Origin of the sequence: Flavobacterium sp. NKUCC04_CG, from assembly GCF_019345525.1 — a bacterium.
In the GTDB taxonomy this organism is placed as follows: domain Bacteria; phylum Bacteroidota; class Bacteroidia; order Flavobacteriales; family Flavobacteriaceae; genus Flavobacterium.
On sequence record NZ_JAHKRA010000003.1, the window covers coordinates 1 to 19,873 of the forward strand.

Sequence of the window (19,873 nt, forward strand, 5' to 3'; positions counted from 1 at the left end):
AAGAGTAAAACTCCTTTTATATGTTTCTTTTTTTTAACTCCGTTTCTCAAAGAACTTCTGCGGTAATGCGGGTGCAAAAGTAGCCCTTTTTTCTAGCTTTCCTAATCTTTTGGAAGTTTATTTTTGGTATTTATCGCGCTCTTTTCTTAACAGACTAATACCCCTTACTTTAGCTTTAGTGCAGATACTTAAAAAAGCGGATACGCGGATGGGCGGATAGGCGAATTCGCCTTTAAAGTGCTGTGGGTTTAAAATTGCTGTGCTCTGTTAACTATTCTTGAAGGCGGATACGCGGATGGGCAGATAGGCAAATTCGCTTGGAAGCTTGTGAATGCGGATACGCGGATGGGCAGATGGGCGAATTCGCTTTAAAGTGCTGTAGGTTTAAAATTGAGGTATGTAAATTAAAGGCACTCGCGAATCAGCGAATGGACGAATCAGCGAATAGGCTCATAAAAACCATACCTATATAATGAATGCGGATACGCGAATGGGCAGATAGGCGAATTTGCCTTAAAATGCTGTGGGTTTAAAATTGCAGTGTTTGGTTAACTATTCTTGAATCCGGATACGCGAATGGACGAATGGGCAAATGGGCTCCTCAAAACCACACCTATATATAAGGAATGCGAATACGCGGATGGGCGGATAGGCGAATTCGCTTTAAAGAGCTGTGAGTTTAAAATTGCTGTGTTTGGTTAACGATTCTTGCGGATACGCTAATAGGCAGATGGGCGAATTCGCTTTAAAATGCTGTGAGTTTAAAAATGCTTTATTTGGTTATTTATTCATGAATGCAGATACGCGAATGGGCAGATGGGCGAATTCGCTTTAAAGAGCTGTAGGTGTAAAATGGCCCTACCTGATTTACTATTCACAAATAGGCAAATAGACAAAATTCAAGAACATACCTTCACAAGCAATCTTAAAACACCTTAATCAAAACGCATGGCTTTAACTGGTGAAATTTTGGTAATTAAATAAGAAGGAATCAATAAAACCAAAAGGCAAATTAATACAACACCAGCGTTAAGCCAAAGCACATCGGTTAGTCGAAGTAATACTGGTGCCTCTTTAACATAATACAAATTGGGATCTAATTTGATTAGCCCAAAGTATTGTTGCGTCAATAGAAGTCCTATACCCAGTAGGTTTCCCCAAAACAAACCTATAAAAATTAAATAAGCTGCATTGTATAAAAAGATCTTCCGAATCGACCAATTCGTCGCTCCAAGTGCCTTTAAAACACCAATCATCTGTGTACGCTCTAAAATCAACACCAACAAAGCTACAATCATATTGATAGCAGCCACAACTACCATAATCACAAGAATTACAGCAATATTGAAATCAAACATTGCAATCCAGTTAAATATATTTCCGTACTTTTCAACGATAGTCTGACTATTTAACGTTGGAGGAAGCTCTAAATAAATGGCATCCCCTTTTTCTACAATACTATCAAAATCATTCAAAACAACTTCAAATCCACCCACTTCATCAGCATTCCAACGATTTAATCGTTGCACTTGTCTTAAATCACCTATAACAACATTAGAATCAAACTCCTGAAGACCAGAACTATATATACCTACAATTTCAAATTTACGGACATTAGGCAACTTATTCCCGGTTTCCTTTAAAAAATGGGTGGTTATTTTATCACCTAATTTCAATTCTAATCGATCGGCAACCAATTGAGAAACCAAAACTTCTTGACTCATTTCATTTCCGAATTGGGGTAATTTTCCCGATACCAAAAACTCTTCAATAGCCTGCCAGTTATAATTAGAGTCCACGCCTTTAAGCAAAACCCCTTCAAAGGCATTTTCCGTTCGAATAATACCCGCTTTAATCGCAAAAGGTTCAACCTTTTTAATCCCTGAAATATTTTTAAATTCGGGATAAAAGTCCTGATTTAATGAAATGGGTTGTAAACTTAAATCCGTTTCATTGGCATCATAATTGGTAATCACTATATGACCTGCGAAAGCAGAGATTTTATCTCTAATTTTGTGCTTTAATCCCAAACCAGTTGCCACAGAAATGAGCATCATAATAAGCCCCAATGCAATTGCTGTAATCGCAATTTTAATTATTGGAGCAGATATACTACTTTTATAGTTTTTAGTGGTAATTAACCTTTTGGCAATAAAATATTCTAATTTCAAGATCTTTATGGTATCAAATTCAATGTTCAAAAATACAGTTTTATTCCTATTAGTACTATTTGTTTCTTGTGGAAATTCAACAAATCAAGCAAATGCTTCAACAAGAATAACAGCATTATTATCAGAGCCGACCTTACGTATTGAAGTAGGAGCCGAAAGGATTGCAGATTACGTGCATTTACTAAAAGGAAAAAAAGTTGGAATATTAACCAATCAGACCGGAACCGTATCAACGTCTGACAGCAAAAAATTAGAATCTACTGTCGATTTCCTATTAAAAAACAAGGTCAATATTATTAAAGTTTACGCGCCTGAACACGGCTTTAGAGGTACGGCAAATGCCGGTGAACTCGTAAAAGACAGCAAAGATCCAAAAACCAACCTACCTATTATATCTTTATATGGTTCGAGCAAAAAACCTACTAAAGAACAACTGAAAGACGTCGAGGTTATGTTATTTGACCTGCAAGATGTAGGCGCTCGATTCTATACCTATATTTCTTCCTTACACTATCTGATGGAAGCCTGTGCAGAAAATGACATACCCGTAATTATTTTAGACCGTCCAAATCCCAACGGCTCTACCATTGATGGTCCCATTTTGGAAATGAAAAACAAAAGCTTTATTGGTATGCACCCCATTCCGGTTTTGCACGGTATGACAATAGGAGAATACGGTAACATGATTAACGGTGAAAAATGGCTTGCAAACGGCATCAAATGTCAACTAACAGTTATCTCATGTAATAACTATAATAGAAATACTCCATACGAATTACCCATTGCCCCATCGCCAAATCTTCCCAATATGCAAGCGATTAAACTCTATGTGAGTTTATGCTTTTTTGAAGGAACAAATGTCAGCTCAGGCAGAGGTACCGATTTACAATTTCAAATTTACGGTTCGCCCTATTTAAAAAACATGCCTTACTCCTTTACACCACAACCCAACGCCGCTTCAAAAGACCCAATGAACAAGGGGAAATTGTGTTTTGGCGAAAACCTAAGCCAATATGCAGTGAAACGCCCCTTAGATTTGCAATGGTTGTTAAAGGCTTATAAAAACAGTGAAAAACAAGACTCTTTTTTTATACCCTTTTTTACAAAACTTGCAGGAACCACTGCTTTACAAAAGCAGATAGAAATGGGATGGAGCGAGAGTGAAATCCGAGAAAGTTGGACTAATGGAATTCAAATATTTGAAGGAATGCGAAAACCGTATTTAATCTATAATTAATAAGTGTAATTTTACTTTTATTATTAGATATGTTTAAGATTAAACCCCAAAAGCCATTACAACGCCGGACCTTATTATTAATCAGCATTCCTGTTCTATTAATAACCGTAGGCGCGTTGTTTGTATTAGGTCATCTGATTACAAAAAACAGCGAAGACTTTAATAAAGACATCGCCAAGAAAGCCTTTTATAAAAAACAGAAAGCATTACACAATGAATTTATCCGATTAGACCAACAATTAAACATCTTACATGATTTAGTACAAACAGGAACTTCAGACGAAATCAAACAGAAATTGGACGTATTAAACGATATAGATAAAAACGCTCAATTAGTTGAAAGTAACTGGTTTTTGGATTACGACACCGAAGCACAGCCCGCCTATTCTTACGGGCATCCCAAAGAAATGGAGCATGCCGATATTTTAGACCAGTTGAACAGGCAAATTCAGAGACCTAAAAAGCTCGAACGCATCATTAGCTTTAACGACAGTTTACTTTGGGTAGTTATGGGGCAAATCCAATTGGAATCAGGTAGAAAAAGACAATATGGTTTTACTGTAAATTTACAAAAGCTTCACCAGTATCTTGCAAATATAGACGAAAGTAATACGAATTATGCTTATATTTTCACTCCAGACGGAACCTGTATTTTTCATCCAGAAATTGAAAAAATCGGTAAAAATGTATTCGATTTTGCTGGAATAAAACCCACAGACACCTTAATGGATCGATCTTTCAACAATCCTCCAGTAATCTTGTCTCAATATTTAAAAATGGAAGTAATCCACTTTGTAAGCCCATTCAAAACACGAAACTTCGAAGGCTACATCTGTGTCAACTACCCAAAAATTAACAGCGACGAATTAAATAATGAGGTAAAAAAATACACCTCCTTAATCTTTATCACCTCGGTCTCCTTAATCCTGTTTGTTTTTTACCTCTTTAACCAAGCCAATAAAAAAGCATACCGAGAACGAGAACTACTCGCAGTAGAAAACGAAAAATTCAACAAGGAAAAAGCCTTAACTCAACTACAACAGCTCAAAAACCAAATCAACCCACATTTCTTATTCAATTCATTGAATTCGTTGTATATGTTGATTGATTTAAACAAAGAAGACGCGAAGAATTTCACCTTAAATCTATCAAAAATCTATAGGTATTTAATTACTCCACCAGAAACAAACATGGTTCCCCTGCAAGATGAGCTCAACTTTGTTCATGAATACATCAGTTTACAAAAAAGTCGTTTTTCAGAAGAACTAAGGTTTGAACTAATTAGTGAATTTCAAGATATTACACCGTTATGCATCCCCTATTTAGCCCTACAAATTACCATCGAAAATGCCTTAAAACACAATATTGCAACTTTGGAACAACCCTTACTCATACAACTGTTAGTTCAACAAGATAAGGTCATTGTGACCAACAACTTACAAAAAAAACAAACCTCTTCTGACAGTGAAAGTTTTGGACTTAAGTACCTACAAACGATTTATCAATTTTACGAATGTGAATCCTTTAAAATAGAAATTAAAAACAATCATTTTGTCTGTACTTTACCCTTGATTAAATGTTAAAAAAAACCAGTCACTCCCTTATAAATCCCATTCACTCCTAAATATTTTCAGGATTTAAAAAATGACAATAGTTTTAAGGCGTATTAACTTTAACTTAACATGGGAATGAGTAAAAACACGGTGAGACTAAAAATCAAAACATTACTACTTTTAATGTTGGTTATGAATGTTACTGTAACCTTTGCACAGAAAAAAGATAAAAAAGCAAAAGAGGATAAAACAGAAAAAGATTCTACGTCAACAAAAGCAAAAAACTACAACGACCTCATTAAAAAAGGTAGTTATAAAAAAGGTATGTTCAATACTATCCAAGTCAAGACAGAAGTGTATTTTGAAATTCCAGATAGCTTGTTTGACCGTCAATTTCTGATTGTAAACAAACTATCTCAAGTTCCTCTACAAGTCAATGAAGCAGGAATTAATAAGGGAATGAACTATGAAAACAAATTAATTACCTTTCACAAAGACACTTTAGCCAATAAAATTTGGGTAAAAACCTTAGTTCCAAGAGTGTCTTCACCTGCGGAAGATGCTATCACACAGTCGGTAAAGAACAACTTTGCCGAATCGATTATTGAGGTATTTGACATTGAAGCCAAAAACAACGATTCCACCTCAGTAGTGATTAAGGTTAATAAAGTTTTTGACGGTAACCAAAAAAGCTTTAACGATGTATTGAGCAATTTGGGTTTAGGAGGTTCAGTAAAATCGAACTTATCCTATATTGAAGCCGTAAAAACCTTTCCTGAAAACATGGTCATAAAATCTCAGCTAACCACTTCAGTAAATGAGGGCGGTTCTGATTTAGCCGTAACTTTGGGAATAACAACGAATATCGTTCTACTTTCAAAAACGCCAATGCAACCGCGATTTTCCGACAAACGCATTGGGTATTTCACTGAAAAGCATTGGTATTTTAACGACCAGCAGCATGCGATGGAAGAAAAGGAAATCATTACGCGATGGCGTTTAGAGCCCAAATCTGAGGATATAGAGAAATACCTTAAGGGTGACTTGGTGGAGCCCAAAAAACCAATAGTATATTATATCGATCCTGCAACACCAAAACAATGGCGTCAAAAAATCATCGATGGTGTTCACGATTGGCAGGCTGCTTTTGAGGAAGCCGGATTTAAAAATGCTATTATAGCCAAAGAACCTACCGAAGCCGATTTAGATTTTGACATAGACGATGTTCGCTATTCTGTTATAACTTACGCTGCATCACCGAAAGCAAATGCAATGGGGCCATCCGTTGTGGACCCTAGAAGTGGCGAAATCATCGAAGCCGATATTATCTGGTGGCATAATGTAATGACTTCATTACAAAGCTGGATGCGCATACAGACCGGTCCTATTGACCCTAAAGCAAGAGGAAATAAATTTAGCGACGAACATATGGGGGAAGCCATTCGTTTTGTATCCTCTCATGAAGTTGGTCATACTTTTGGATTAAAACACAATATGGGGGCTTCATTTGCCTTTACAGTAGCTTCTTTAAGATCCAAAGAATTTACAGAAAGAATGGGTGGCACTGCTCCTTCCATAATGGACTATGCTCGTTATAACTACGTTGCACAACCCGAAGACAACATTACGGCAATTACCCCGAAAATCGGAATTTATGACAAATACGCTATAGATTGGGGATACCGTTGGTACCCAACAATGGAACAAGAGAAAACCGCTTTACGACAATTGCTTGTTCAGCATCAAGACGATCCTTTGTACTTTTATGGCGAACAACAAGGTTTATCCAATACAATCGATCCCCGATCACAGTCGGAAGACTTGGGAAATGATGCTGTTTTAGCAAGTGAATACGGCGTAAAAAACTTACAACGCGTAATTGAAAATCTGACCAATTGGACTGCAGAAGATGGTGAATCGTATTACGAAACCGGTAAACTCTATATTGGAACTATCGGACAATGGCAAATGTATAACAAGCATGTTTTGGCCAATATTGGTGGAATTTATTTAAATAACACGGTATTTGGAGATGGTAAAAAAGCTTATGAAGCCGTGCCGGTTGCCATGCAAAAAAAAGCGACTCAATACTTAATTAATCAAGTAATTCACTTACCAAAATGGTTGTTTTTTAATGAAGTATTAGAAAAAACATATCCGCTTAAAGACTCCCCAGTAGGTCCATTTGAATACTCTCCTTATACCTTGGCTCGAGAATTACAATATTCCGTAATCTACGAAATGTTTATGGACGATCGTCTTTTGCGTATGACAGAAAATGAATTAATACAGACAGAACTAAGCAAGGAAGACTTTTATAGTGTATCTGATCTATTTAAAGCTATAAATGGTGCCATTTTTGGTACAACTAATAAAGGTAAGTCTTTAAGTATTCTAGAAAGGATGACACAAAAGAATTATGTAGATGCTTTAATTATATCTACAAACAAATTATTTGAAAAAACATCAAAAAGCACCGTTCAACTTGATCAAACCTTGAGAATACCCGCTCTATGTAATCATATTGACAGTGACAAAATGTTGAGAAACATCAATTATTCATCGATGAAGCGCGTTTCTGAAATCACTACTTATAAAAAAGCAGAGCTTGCGAAAATTCTCAAACTGGTAACTAAAAAGAAAAACTCTGGAGATACTGCTACACGTGCACACTACCGCGATTTAGTAAGCAGAATTGAAGAAGCATTAAACATATAATAAAAAACGACATGAAAAAAACACTTCTAATATTCACCCTTCTCTTATTCTCCATGAGTTATGCTCAAGAGAAAAGAACCATTACCGGCTTCGTGCAAGATGCTGCCGACAAACTTAGTTTGCCGGGTGCTTCTGTTGTCGTAGAAACACAATCGGTTTCCAATTCAACCGATCAAAAAGGAGTCATTCAAAGTACTAGTATTGGTACGGTTACCGATATTGACGGTAATTTTAGTTTGGAAATTCCCAAAAGCGTTAAAGCAATCCGTATCAGTTATATGGGATATGACTCTAGGCTAATTAACTTAACACCGAAATCCCACTATATTGTAGGACTTTCTACCGATAGCAACATGATGACAGAAGTAGTCGTAACGGGCTACCAAACCATTGAAAAAAGAAAACTTACCTCGGCCGTTGGTCAAGTTAGTATGGAAGACATCAAGCAAGTTGGTGTTGCCAGTGTCGATCAATTATTATCGGGTCAAATTGCCGGAGTTGCTGTATCTACCCCTACTGGAGCACCAGGAGCACCCGCAAAGATTAGAATTCGTGGAACGGCTTCTTTATCAGGTCCACAAGACCCTCTTTGGGTTGTTGATGGTATGCCTTTAGAAGGTAACGACATTCCCAATTTTAACGACAAAGAAAATCTCGATCAATTGCAAAACTTCTCTATCGCAGGATTAAATCCAGACGATATTTTAGATATTACCATCTTAAAAGATGCTGCCGCAACGGCTATTTACGGAGCTAGAGCCGCAAATGGGGTTATTTCGATTACAACTAAAAGAGGTAAAAAAGGTGATATGAAAGTCAATTTCACCGCAAACACCTTTATCACTCAGAAACCGGATTTCTCCAAATTAAATTTGATGAATGCCAATGAAAAAGTAGATTTTGAATTGATGTTAGCAGGTCGTTCCGACTTAAACTATAGAACTGATAAAGGAGAAATCTCTAGAATATTAAATGCTAGTGGCGAATTGGAACTATTTAGACAAAATGGTTTTGGATCATTAAGTCCTACAACACAACAAAACATCAATAACCTTAGAAGAAATCAAACCGATTGGGGAGATGCAATATATCAAACTGCCATTAATAAACAATACGGTTTGAGTTTATCTGGTGGTGGTGATCGTTCCGATTACTACTTTTCTTTAGGTTACTACGACGAAGAAGGAGCAACTATAGGAACGGGTTTTGAAAGGTATAACTTAACCTTAAAAAACAATTTTCAGGTTAGCGATAAATTAAAAGTAGGTGTTGGATTATTTGGGACACAGGTCAATAAAAAATCTTATGTATCCGATACTGATGCAGCAATAAACCCTTCTAATTACTCTAGAAATGTCAACCCCTATCTAACGCCTTACAACGCCGATGGTAGTTTTAATTACGACAAAGATATCGATGGATATAGCGATCGTTATATTCCTTTCAATCTATTTGAAGAAAGAGAAAACACTTCATACGATTTAAAAAACAACGCTTTGAAAGCTATCATCGACGTTAATTACGACATTACAGACGATTTAAAATTCACCTCGCAATTGGGGCTACAGCTCGACAATAACGATACGGAAAAATACACCGGAAAAGAGAGCTATTTCACTAGAAAAGAACGCGAAAAAACCCGTCGTTATAAAGACGGTGGTTACTATTATTTCTTACCTGAAGGAGGTATAATCCAGAACTGGAAACAAGATTTTTTTCAATATAATTGGAAAACGCAACTTACCTACAACACCATCATCAAAGATTTACATGAAATTGATGTTATGGCGGGTACCGAGATTAGAAAAACGGATAGCAAATTACTCATGACCAAAGGTTTTGGATACGACCCAAAGACCTTGACTACGAAGCCGATTATGTTTCCAAATGAAGAAATCTCTAGAGAAAAAGAATACGAAAGCTATAAAAAGACGCACTTAGAGAACTCATTTGCTTCATTTTTTGCCACAGCAGCCTATACGTATGACCGTAAATACACTTTCTTTGGTAGTGTACGTTACGACGGTTCCAACCTATTTGGCGTTGATCCTAAGTATAAATATTTACCGTTGTGGTCTGCATCGGCTTCTTGGTTGGTTTCCAACGAAAAGTTTATGGAAGACTTGACTTTTGTATCTAACTTACGCCTAAGAGCTTCTTACGGCTTACAAGGAAACATCGATAAAAACACCTCCCCTTTTGTAGTTGGAGAATACAAACAAGTTTCGATATTACCAGGACATTCTGAAACAAATATTCAAGTATTAAATCCGCCAAACAACAAATTAAGGTGGGAGAAAACGACCAACAGCAATTTTGGTTTTGATTTAGGAATGTTCCAAAACAGAGTAAGTGTTGCTGTGGATGTTTATGATAGAAACAGTACCGATTTGATTGGGCTACGCGAATTGCCATTGGAAAATGGTTTTGAATTTACCAATATGAACTGGGCACAAATATCTAATAAAGGATATGAAATTTCAATTTCAACTAGAAATATTGACCGCCCTAATTTCAAATGGAGTACCAACTTTAACTTTGCGCATAACAAAAGTAAAATTGATCGTGTAGAAACGAGAAATTCTAGCTTCCTTCCATCAGGCCAAGGAAATGCTATTAATGCCGTTTATGGGTTAAAAACCGCAGGATTAGATGAGCATGGAAATATCTTATTTTGGAAAGATGGTGAAAAAGTTGGTGCTAAAGACTTTTTTCAATTATACGATGCATTTGAAGAAATTATGCCTGGTGAATTCTCCAAATCGAATTTGACCAATGAAGAGTTTAGAAATCTATTTACGGTTATCGGTGATAAAGATCCCAAATTCACAGGAGGAATTATCAATAATTTTGTGATTAACAATTTCGATATTAATATTTCTGCTGCCTTTAATATTAAGCAAACAGTAGTTAGAAATCCACCTTACAACAGTGCTTTAATTGACCGTGGTCAAAACTATACTACAGACGTATTAAATGCTTGGTCACCTAGTAACCCACAAGGTAATTTGCCGGCTATAAGTAGTCCAACTTCTGGTAATGAAGACGATTGGATGGCTCATCAATGGTTTGCAATTTCCGATGTATCTAATAGCTACAAGTATTTAGACATTTGGGCAAAAGAAATGAGCTATATCAGAATTAGTAGTATTCGATTGGGCTATACTTTTCCAAAAGCCTTAACCGATGCTCTAAAAATTCAAAATGCAAGAATAAGCTTGGAAGGTAGAAACCTATTGGTTTTTGGAACGGATTATTCTGGATATTTTGATCCAGAAACTTACGGTAGCATTTATGCACAACCGATTTCTAAATCATTTACAATAGGCCTAAACTTCACATTTTAATCAACAAGAACCACTACCATGAAAAAAATATTCATATTCATTAGTTGTCTAACTCTCAGCCTTGGTGCTGCGAGTTGTGACCGTTTTTTAGACATAGAGCCAGAGGGAATGGTAATTCCTAAAACTCCAGAAGACTTTAGAGGGTTGATGACTTCCGCTTATTCTACGTATCCCAGACACAAAGCCTTGACAGCCTTGCGTACAGATGAGTTAAACCTCGATGTGGAAGCTTATGATTTTAAAACGTACAGAGAGATTTTTATGTGGCAAGATTTGTCTCTGGACAACAATACCACAGCTTTCCCTTGGCAACAATTTTACACTTCTATTTTTTATGTAAATCACGTAATTAATGAAGGTGCTAAGATACTTCCGAGCTCAACGGAAAAGGACCAAATGTTAGGCGAAGCATATGCCTTGAGAGCGTATGCCTTTTTTGATTTAGTCAACTTATACGCTAAACCTTATAATATTACAACCTCTCAAACAGACAAAGCCATTCCCTTAGCTCTAGAATTAGACCTGGAACTGGTATTACAACCCGAAACTACGCAAAAGGTTTATGATCAAATACACAACGACCTCGATAAGGCAAAAGGTTTATTACAACTAAACAGTCAAGAAAAAGGTTTAAACTACCGTTTTTCAAAAGCGGCTTTATATGCCTTTGAAGCACGAGTTTATTTATATGAAGAAAAATGGGATCAAGCCCTTCAAAGTACGGAACAAGCTTTGGTTTATAAAAGCGCCTTACAAGATTTGAATACTGTCAACACACTTCCCAATTTATTTACTTCTACCGAATCTATCTTAGCCTTAGAAGACACCTATTACAGCCAAGTAAAAAACGCCACTTTTGCTTCTGTAGAATTACTCGCTGCCTTTGACGTCGAAAACGACTTAAGGTACCCGCTGTACTTCGAGAAGTCCGATGATAAAATGATGGTAATTAAAGCGGGACAACAAGAGCTAAAAGTAAGTTTACGAACTGCTGAACTCTATTTTATCAAAGCCGAAGCTTCGGTAAAACTAAACCGTATGGAAGAAGCAAAAAACAGTATAAAACTGCTGATTAAAAACCGATATAAAACCATAGTTGTTGCAGAACTAGGTGATCAAATCGATGCGATGAGCCCAGAAGCACTTTTAGCATTTATAGAAAAGGAGCGCTTTAAAGAATTTGCTTTAGAAGGACAACGTTGGTTTGATTTAAGAAGAATGAATCAAAAACGAATAGTACATAAAGTAGAAGGCAAAGAATACATTTTATTGGATAAGGATCCTAGATATACCTTACCTTATCCGAGAAATGCTCGACTCAACAACCCCAATTTATAAGTAGCCCCCCGAACCGTTTAAGATTTATTCTTAGACGGTTCTTTTTTTTGTACTTTTACATAAAAATGAAAGTTGCTATTGTAGAAGATGAACTTTTGGCGGCTACTTATCTAAAATCACTTTTAGAAAAGCAGTCTTTTATTTCCATTAAGGAAATCGTCGTTTTACGATCCGTACAACAATCCTTGAATTTTTTTAAAGATCAAAGCGTCGATTTAATCTTTATGGATATTCATTTAGGAGATGGTAAGAGTTTTGAAATCTTTGAGCAATTGACCATTACTGCTCCCATAATTTTTATAACGGCCTACGACACCTATGCCTTAAAGGTATTCAAACAATTTACTATAGATTATATATTAAAACCGTTTGAGGAAGCCGCCTTGCACCAAGCCTTACGGAAATTCACTTCTTTAGCTCTAAAATTAGAAAACACCCATACCTTAGACTCTATAGTCGCCATAAATAACGCTAGTGAAACCGGCATTAAGAATCGGTTTCTGGTTACCCATGGATATAAATTAAAATCGATTATCAGCAGCGACATAGCCTATTTTGAAGGTTCGGGAAAACACCTCTTTCTATATACCCGCGATGGGAATAGCTATATTTACAACGACACTATTAAAGACATTATAGCAAAACTCGATGAAACCAAATTTTTTAAGGTTAATCGCAAGTTTATTGTGCACATTGACTCCATAGGAGAAATCATCAAACACAGCAGTCAGCGAATAGAACTTATATTAACGCCAACTCCGGTATCCAATTCACCTATTTTGGTAAGTAAAAGTCAAATTAACGAATTAAAAATCTGGTTAAATCAGTAAGTTGACAGTAGTTTAAAAGCTCTATTTTTAAAATGTTAGTTTTGTCTTAAATCAAATTATAAGTCATTATATTTATTATATTTGAAAAAAGAATATAACCAAAATTGCCAAATTATGAAATACGTGGATAGAATAGCCGCCTTTATTGAAAGAATGCTTGATCTTTTTGATCTGGTTAAAGGCTATATAGAAGATGCGCTAAGCTTTTTTGAAAAACTCAAAGAGTTGGTACTCGAATTGTTAGAATATATCAAAGTTCAATTTGACCAGCTGACCAACGATGAAAACGAAGAATTGCGTGACGAAGAAATAGAACAGCTTTTAGAACAGGAACACTTTTTTATCTAAACCTATATATAAAATGCCTTTACTACAAAGGCATTTTCTTTTTTAGTTCTTCGACCACCTTATAAGCTGCGGGACAAATCGCAACATTTTGCAAAGTGAGGTTTGCTATTTGCTGGAATTTCTTTCGATCGGTATGTGGAAATTCTCTACAAGCCTTCGGTCTCACTTCATAAATCATACAATAGTTTTCGTGATCTAAAAACGTACAAGGCACGGTTTGCAACACATAATCCTGATCCTCGTCTATGCGCAAATACTGATTGATAAAAACTTGAGGTTTGAGTTTTAAATGTTTTGAAATACGTTCAATATCTGCCGACGTAAATAGCGGTCCGGTTGTTTTACAACAATTTCCACAAGACAAACAATCCGTTTTTTTAAAAACAGCGGTATGAATCTCTTCCATTTGATAATCTAAATTCTTAGGAGTCTTCTTTTTTAGCTTATCAAAATACTTTTTATTCTCTATATGTTTATCTTTGGCAAGCTTAGGAAGCTCTTTTAAAAATTGTTCCATTTACTGTAATTAGGGTACAAATTTACACATTCTTAAAAGCAACAAACACTTTTATATTTAAAATAGATGAAAGATTTATTTGGACAAGCCATTTTGGATTATCAAGTTAACAATAGCCCGGAAAACCTCTTTACTGAAACCGATATCACCGAAACTGATGAAATGGAAGTGAGCTATCTGTTTAGAACTTATCAAGACATGCCTAAATTGGAACAGAAGGCCCTAGACATGAGTTCTGGTAAAGTTCTTGATATTGGTTGTGGCGCCGGAAGTCATAGCTTAGAGTTGCTTAAAAAAGGTTTAGACGTTACCGCTATCGACTGGTCGCCTGCAGCAATTGAAGCCTGTAAATTAAGGGGAATCACTAAAGCGGTCTGTATCGACCTATTGGATTATAAAGAAGGGCCCTTCGACACCTTATTACTACTTATGAATGGAACGGGTATTTTTGGAAAATTGAACCGTATAACTACCTATCTTTCCAAACTAAAATCACTTCTCGCCCCAGGAGGACAAATCCTTATAGACAGCAGCGATTTAATCTATATGTTTGACGAAGATGAAGATGGAGGTAAATGGATTCCTCAAAACAAAGATTATTACGGCGAACTGGAATTTACGGTGACCTACAAAGGACAGACAGAAGATGTATTTGACTGGCTCTACCTTGATTATAATACACTTCAAAATGCAGCACATGCCAACGGTTTACAATGCGAATTAATTCACGAAGGCAAGCATTATGATTATTTGGCCAAATTATATATATAGTAATCCATGCCTAAGAAATAAAAAAAGAGCTACCAATGGTAGCTCTTTTTTTATTTCACCTATGGGGTGCTTACTCCATATATTTCATCATAATTCCTTGAAGTCCCATACCCCACTCTTGACCAATAGCTTGTCCTTTTTCAAACAATACGTTGGTTTTTGAGCTTAACTTTTTTCCAGCTGGAGTTTCATAGAACTTTATAAATTCTTTTACATCTGCGTGAGTAAATTCAGTCATATACATGTCTGCCATTTTATCCATTAATCCATTTAAACTCGTTTTCAATTCCTTTTGAAAATCCGCTTTTTTAGCATCAGGGATATTGTCAACAATATCTTTAGTCAATAATTCAAATGTAGACATTTGACCACTTAACTCCATAAATTTTTTCATATCTCCTTTAAATGCAGCGTCTTGAGCAAAAGAAAATTGCGCTACACATATAAAGACCACAGAGAATAATAACTTTTTCATAAAAATCCTTTTATCGATTAAGCTGTAAATTTAACGCAATTTACGGAATATCCAAATATTTATGTGTTTGAAGTGATATTCTCCACTTCGGATTTTCTTTTACATATTCCACAATCAACGGCATCACTTCTTCGTGTTTACTCCATTCGGGTTGTAAAAACAAAATCGCACGATCATTCGTTAAAGCTGCTTGTTCTTCTGCAAATATAAAGTCGTGTTTATTATAAATAACAACCTTTAATTCGTGTGCATTTTGATAAACACTTTCTACGGGTAACTTTGTTTTTTTTGGAGACAAACAAATCCAATCCCAGGTTCCGGACAATGGATAAGCCCCTGAAGTTTCCATATTAACAATCATGCCTGCTTGTTTTAAAGCCAAAGTCAATGCATCCATATTCCAAGTCAAAGGTTCTCCACCAGTTACCACAGCTAATTTAGCCTGTTTAGAAGCACGTGCAACAATCTCTTCAATGGCTGTAGGCGGATGAAGTTCCGCGTCCCAACTCTCCTTTACATCACACCAATGACATCCTACATCACAACCGCCCACTCTTATAAAATAGGCTGCTGTTCCCGTATGAAACCCTTCCCCTTGAATGGTATAAAACTCTTCCATCAAAGGCAAAACAGTGCCATTTGCTACTTCTTTTTGTAAATCAACCTTTTGCATTCCTATAAAATTAATGTGCAAAGATAGTGCATTCGAATTTGATAGTTTCTTATAAAAAACAAAAAACTTGCTTCATATAAATGAAGCAAGTTTTTATGATTCTATGGTAAGATATTTTATTTTAAAGCCTTAATCGTTGATTTAGCAAAATCATTACTAGGATCTAACTGAAGAACCTTATTTAGATATTCAATCGCCTTATCATTTACATCCGTATTTGCATAATGAGCACCAATATGTGTATAAGCTTCGATTAAACCATCTTTATTTTCAGGTTTCGCCAATTCATTTTTATCTTGAATTGCTTTGATATAACCCAAATAATCTACCGTCATGATTTCACGTGACTCTGGAGTATCGATATATCTGTTTGAACGTGCTTTATAAAGGTAAGCTTCTTTTGTAATTGGTGATTTCGCAATCATTTTTGCAAAAGCATCATTAGCTTTATTTAATAGCGGTGCATCTGGAGCATCTTTACCCAAGATATAGTACGAATAACCTAAATAATAGTTGTCGTATATATAATTATCTTGACTTTCAACTTTAGCTGAAACACCAAAAATATCAGCTGCTTGAGCATATTGTTTTAACTCAAATAATTTAAAAGCCGGTTCTTTGAATTCAAAAGCGATGGCCGGTTCTACTACAACAGCTTTTTCCAAATCTGCTACTCCTTCACGATATAGATTTTCATCTTTTATACTGTGATCAGCATTTTTAGCCTTAGCCATCTTAGATAATCCTAAATAAAAATAATCACGACCAATGATATGCTTTGGGTTGGCCTTAGCTAAAAATGAATTTAAAGCTTCGATACTTTCGGCATAGTGACCGTTTTCATAAGAAGAGTACCCCAAATATCTCAAAATTCTAGGATTGATATTTTCCTTAGCTTTTAATTCTTTGGCTACTTTTTCAAGTTCTGTATAATTTTTGGTCAATACCAAGAAATCTGCATAACGCAACTGAGACTCCATAGAACCTTCCGAAAGTTCCATATACTTTTTATAGTTGGCTAAAGCAAGTCCTAAATATTCATCCGATTTAGAGCTGTTGTTTGCCCATAATTTGTAAGTCTCTGCCATTTCTCTATAAGCAGGTGCATATTTTGGGTCAATTTTGATTATTTCTTGAAACCCATCTATCGCATCTTTATAAGCACGAGCTCTTTTTGTAATTACAGCCAATTGTAATTTGGCTTTTAACATTGTTGGGTCATAACTATAAGCTTCTCTATATGCGCTAAACGCATCACTGAAATTCTTATTTAACATATAAGCATCTCCCAACACCAAATAAGCTTCCGCATTTTTTACATCATTTGCAATCGCTTTATTGGCATAAACGATAGCATCCGCAGCATTTGGATGTGAAGAATTTAAGTTGGCTTTCGCAATCAACAACAACTCATCATTGTCTTTCTTTTTAATTTCCTTTTCTGCTTTTTGAAAATTGGTTTTGGCTTCTTTAGCATTGTTATTATCCAATGCAATTTGCCCTAATCCAATAAAATTTAAGCTTCCTTTGTTTTTAGCCTCAGTACCTTTCGTAAAATAGTATTTTGAGGAATCCACTTGTTGTTCCATCAAGAATAAATCACCTAAGTAGTAAAAGTTTTTACCGTCGTTAGGTTTTGATTTAACCAATGTTTTCAAAATTGATTTGGCTTTATCAAATTGCTCATCATTGATGGCTTTTTTTGCCTGTTCTAAATCCTGAGCAGATACACCAGCAGCGGTTAACCCAGTTAATAACAGACTAAAAATAGTGTACTTATTCATTTTTTTTGGTTTTAGTTGTACTTTATTTCAATTCTTTGTCAGAAACAATAATTTCTCTTGGAGGGACTTTAAAAGGCACTAAGCCCGATTTCAAAATAATTCTTTGCCCTTTATAGCCTGCAATATACGAAGCAAATCCCGTTCCTAAACCAGATTTTCCTTGAAAATCCAAAACGTATAATTTTCTTATAATCGGATAGGTTCCCTCTGCGATATTGTTTTGGCTTGGTTTGTAGTATTTTCCATCCTTAGGGTTTTTAACCGAAAGCACTTTTACTTGATCTAAATGTTGTTTTAATTCCGGAGTTGGTTGTAATAACCAATCTAATCCAATTACTCCCACCGCATTATTATTTTTCTCTACATACTCAATAACTTCTTGAGTTGTCGGTAAAAAATAAACATTTTCCTTTGGAAAATCAGTAATCCCAGCTTCGGCCTTAAACTGACGAACTACACTAGAGTTGGCATTATCAAAAACCAACATCAACTTTTTGTCCGTTTTTTTATCTTGTAACGTCTTTAGGGCTTCTTGATAATCAATCAGGGAATCATTGTGACTTTTGTTTGTAACAAAAACAACGGCATCCGAAGCAAAATGAGTTATTCTAGGTTTAACTTTTCCGTCAAAACGAGCCAATTCTTCCGCATCTAAAGTCCGAGGTAAAACTGCTATTTGCGAAGTTCCATCAAAAATAGCATTCAAGATTTCGGCTTCCGATTTTTTCACTAAGCTTACTGTTGCTTTTTCGTATTCACTTTCAAAAACGCGATTAACATCTTCAACAATAGGAAAAACAGACTCTTCGACCAACATTGAAATACTTCCAGAAACTGGTGTTTCCGCAACGTCCACTACTGTATCTATTTGATTCTTTTTACATTGACTTAAAGACAATCCCAGAACCAACAGGAATACAGATTTTTTTGCTAAGGAATAAAAATTAGTCATCATGGCTTATTTTAAATTAATTAAACAATAGAAAAAACTCAAAAATGTTCCTTTTTTCACAGGTTTCATCTTGACTTAATTCTGTCCTTAAAGATATAGATTTCCACTGAAAAAACAGTATATCCCCATAAAAATATCCATATCTAAAAAACAAAAAAAAAGACAGAAACTACTTTGAGTAATTTCTGTCTTTATCAATGTACCTAATGAACTTGTATAGTGATCGGCAAGGTAAATTGAGAACGCACTTTGCGATTATTTTGTACGGCTGCTTTCCATTTCGGCATTGCACTAAGCACCCTTAAAGCTTCTTTACCTGCTCCATAACCCGGATCTCTTAATACAACAATGTCTGATAGAGAACCATCTTTTTCCACAATGAACTTGACTATTACTTGTATTTTTTTAATATCCGAACTCATATCCGGTGTTCTAAAACGAGAAATAAACAGTTTCGTAAAACTATCGAAACCTCCTACCGGCTCTGCCTTATACTGAACAGCAATAAAGACCTCACTAGTTGTGCCTTCATCAGACCCACCGATTCCCTTTTTGGCACCTTGACCATTCAAGCCATCAGTATCAATCACTCCTCCTGTTACTCCATCTATATTAGCGGAACCGGGATTAGCATCAATCAAATCAGCATTTTTAGTGACCTCTTCCGTAATTTTCGATGGATCATCGGTTACGGTAAACACCACATGACGCTTGGTCTTTACAGAAGACGCTGCACCTTCAGACTTTTTGGTTACGGGCTCATCTGCTATTGGCTGCACTTCTTCCAATTTCTTCAAGGCTGCAGCAGGCGGCAATGCATCCCAGACGACCACATCAGGTACCACCACGGGAACTATATTATCACCTAACGAACCGTCCAAACTTTTTAAAATTAACGGAGAGGAAATGCCTAAAGCTAACAAAGCAGTTCCTATAAACAAGGCAAAAGTTGTGGTTCTTGGGTTTTCAGAACGCAATTGGTAAGCCCCATATTTTTTATTACGGTTTTCAAATACCACATCCAACCATTCTTTTCTAAAGATATTTAATTTTGACATTGGCTACATTTTTAAAATCAACTGTTACTACTATTCGTTTATATGGAGTATTCGCAAAGGCTAATCATACTAAAATTTTACCTCTACGACAGCTAAACAAA

Annotated in this window: 15 protein-coding genes; 8 read left to right on the plus strand and 7 right to left on the minus strand. The window is 35.7% G+C overall.

What is annotated here, in order from left to right; translation table 11 throughout:
* Window positions 1–935: 935 nt before the first annotated feature.
* Window positions 936–2,171 carry an FtsX-like permease family protein gene (locus tag KO524_RS02860; RefSeq protein WP_219290543.1) on the minus strand — a complete coding sequence of 412 codons (1,236 nt, stop codon included), beginning with the start codon at window positions 2,169–2,171 and terminating at the stop codon, window positions 936–938.
* Window positions 2,172–2,193: 22 nt separating this feature from the next.
* Between KO524_RS02860 and KO524_RS02865 the strand changes: the two genes are divergently transcribed.
* The 7 genes from KO524_RS02865 to KO524_RS02895 all read left to right on the plus strand — a co-directional run bounded on the left by KO524_RS02865 (window position 2,194) and on the right by KO524_RS02895 (window position 13,542).
* A complete protein-coding gene (locus tag KO524_RS02865; protein WP_370629713.1) occupies window positions 2,194–3,408 on the plus strand; it encodes an exo-beta-N-acetylmuramidase NamZ domain-containing protein in 1,215 nt (404 codons plus the stop codon).
* A 29-nt stretch (window positions 3,409–3,437) separates the two neighbouring features.
* Window positions 3,438–4,991 (plus strand): histidine kinase, encoded by a 1,554-nt coding sequence (locus tag KO524_RS02870; protein ID WP_219289661.1) that lies wholly within the window; start codon window positions 3,438–3,440, stop codon window positions 4,989–4,991.
* A gap of 105 nt (window positions 4,992–5,096) precedes the next feature.
* Window positions 5,097–7,679: a zinc-dependent metalloprotease gene (locus KO524_RS02875; RefSeq protein ID WP_219289664.1), complete on the plus strand. Its 2,583-nt coding sequence runs from the start codon at window positions 5,097–5,099 to the stop codon at window positions 7,677–7,679.
* Between the two features lie 11 nt (window positions 7,680–7,690).
* Window positions 7,691–11,026, plus strand: a complete 3,336-nt coding sequence (locus KO524_RS02880) for a SusC/RagA family TonB-linked outer membrane protein (RefSeq protein WP_219289703.1) — start codon at window positions 7,691–7,693, stop codon at window positions 11,024–11,026.
* An 18-nt stretch (window positions 11,027–11,044) separates the two neighbouring features.
* On the plus strand, window positions 11,045–12,364 hold the full coding sequence (locus KO524_RS02885) for a RagB/SusD family nutrient uptake outer membrane protein (protein WP_219289706.1): 1,320 nt from the start codon (window positions 11,045–11,047) through the stop codon (window positions 12,362–12,364).
* 65 nt (window positions 12,365–12,429) lie between these two features.
* Window positions 12,430–13,194 carry a LytTR family DNA-binding domain-containing protein gene (locus tag KO524_RS02890; RefSeq protein ID WP_219289709.1) on the plus strand — a complete coding sequence of 255 codons (765 nt, stop codon included), beginning with the start codon at window positions 12,430–12,432 and terminating at the stop codon, window positions 13,192–13,194.
* A 114-nt stretch (window positions 13,195–13,308) separates the two neighbouring features.
* On the plus strand, window positions 13,309–13,542 hold the full coding sequence (locus KO524_RS02895; protein ID WP_219289712.1) for a hypothetical protein: 234 nt from the start codon (window positions 13,309–13,311) through the stop codon (window positions 13,540–13,542).
* A gap of 22 nt (window positions 13,543–13,564) precedes the next feature.
* On the opposite strand, the gene KO524_RS02900 is transcribed toward KO524_RS02895, so the two are convergent.
* Complete coding sequence (locus tag KO524_RS02900; protein WP_219289715.1) at window positions 13,565–14,059, minus strand: YkgJ family cysteine cluster protein; 495 nt, start codon at window positions 14,057–14,059, stop codon at window positions 13,565–13,567.
* Between the two features lie 66 nt (window positions 14,060–14,125).
* On the opposite strand from KO524_RS02900, the gene KO524_RS02905 reads away from it, so the two are divergent.
* Window positions 14,126–14,830 carry a bifunctional 2-polyprenyl-6-hydroxyphenol methylase/3-demethylubiquinol 3-O-methyltransferase UbiG gene (locus KO524_RS02905; protein ID WP_219289716.1) on the plus strand — a complete coding sequence of 235 codons (705 nt, stop codon included), beginning with the start codon at window positions 14,126–14,128 and terminating at the stop codon, window positions 14,828–14,830.
* A 70-nt stretch (window positions 14,831–14,900) separates the two neighbouring features.
* Here KO524_RS02905 and KO524_RS02910 read toward each other — a convergent pair whose 3' ends face one another.
* From KO524_RS02910 to KO524_RS02930, 5 genes are all read right to left on the minus strand, one after another.
* A complete protein-coding gene (locus tag KO524_RS02910) occupies window positions 14,901–15,305 on the minus strand; it encodes a DUF2059 domain-containing protein (RefSeq protein WP_219289719.1) in 405 nt (134 codons plus the stop codon).
* 40 nt (window positions 15,306–15,345) lie between these two features.
* Window positions 15,346–15,978: a 7-carboxy-7-deazaguanine synthase QueE gene (locus KO524_RS02915; protein ID WP_219289722.1), complete on the minus strand. Its 633-nt coding sequence runs from the start codon at window positions 15,976–15,978 to the stop codon at window positions 15,346–15,348.
* Between the two features lie 116 nt (window positions 15,979–16,094).
* Window positions 16,095–17,762, minus strand: a complete 1,668-nt coding sequence (locus KO524_RS02920) for a tetratricopeptide repeat protein (protein ID WP_219289725.1) — start codon at window positions 17,760–17,762, stop codon at window positions 16,095–16,097.
* Window positions 17,763–17,784: 22 nt separating this feature from the next.
* Window positions 17,785–18,717, minus strand: a complete 933-nt coding sequence (locus KO524_RS02925; RefSeq protein ID WP_219289728.1) for a PstS family phosphate ABC transporter substrate-binding protein — start codon at window positions 18,715–18,717, stop codon at window positions 17,785–17,787.
* 200 nt (window positions 18,718–18,917) lie between these two features.
* On the minus strand, window positions 18,918–19,772 hold the full coding sequence (locus KO524_RS02930; RefSeq protein ID WP_219289732.1) for an energy transducer TonB: 855 nt from the start codon (window positions 19,770–19,772) through the stop codon (window positions 18,918–18,920).
* Between the last annotated feature and the right edge of the window lie 101 nt (window positions 19,773–19,873).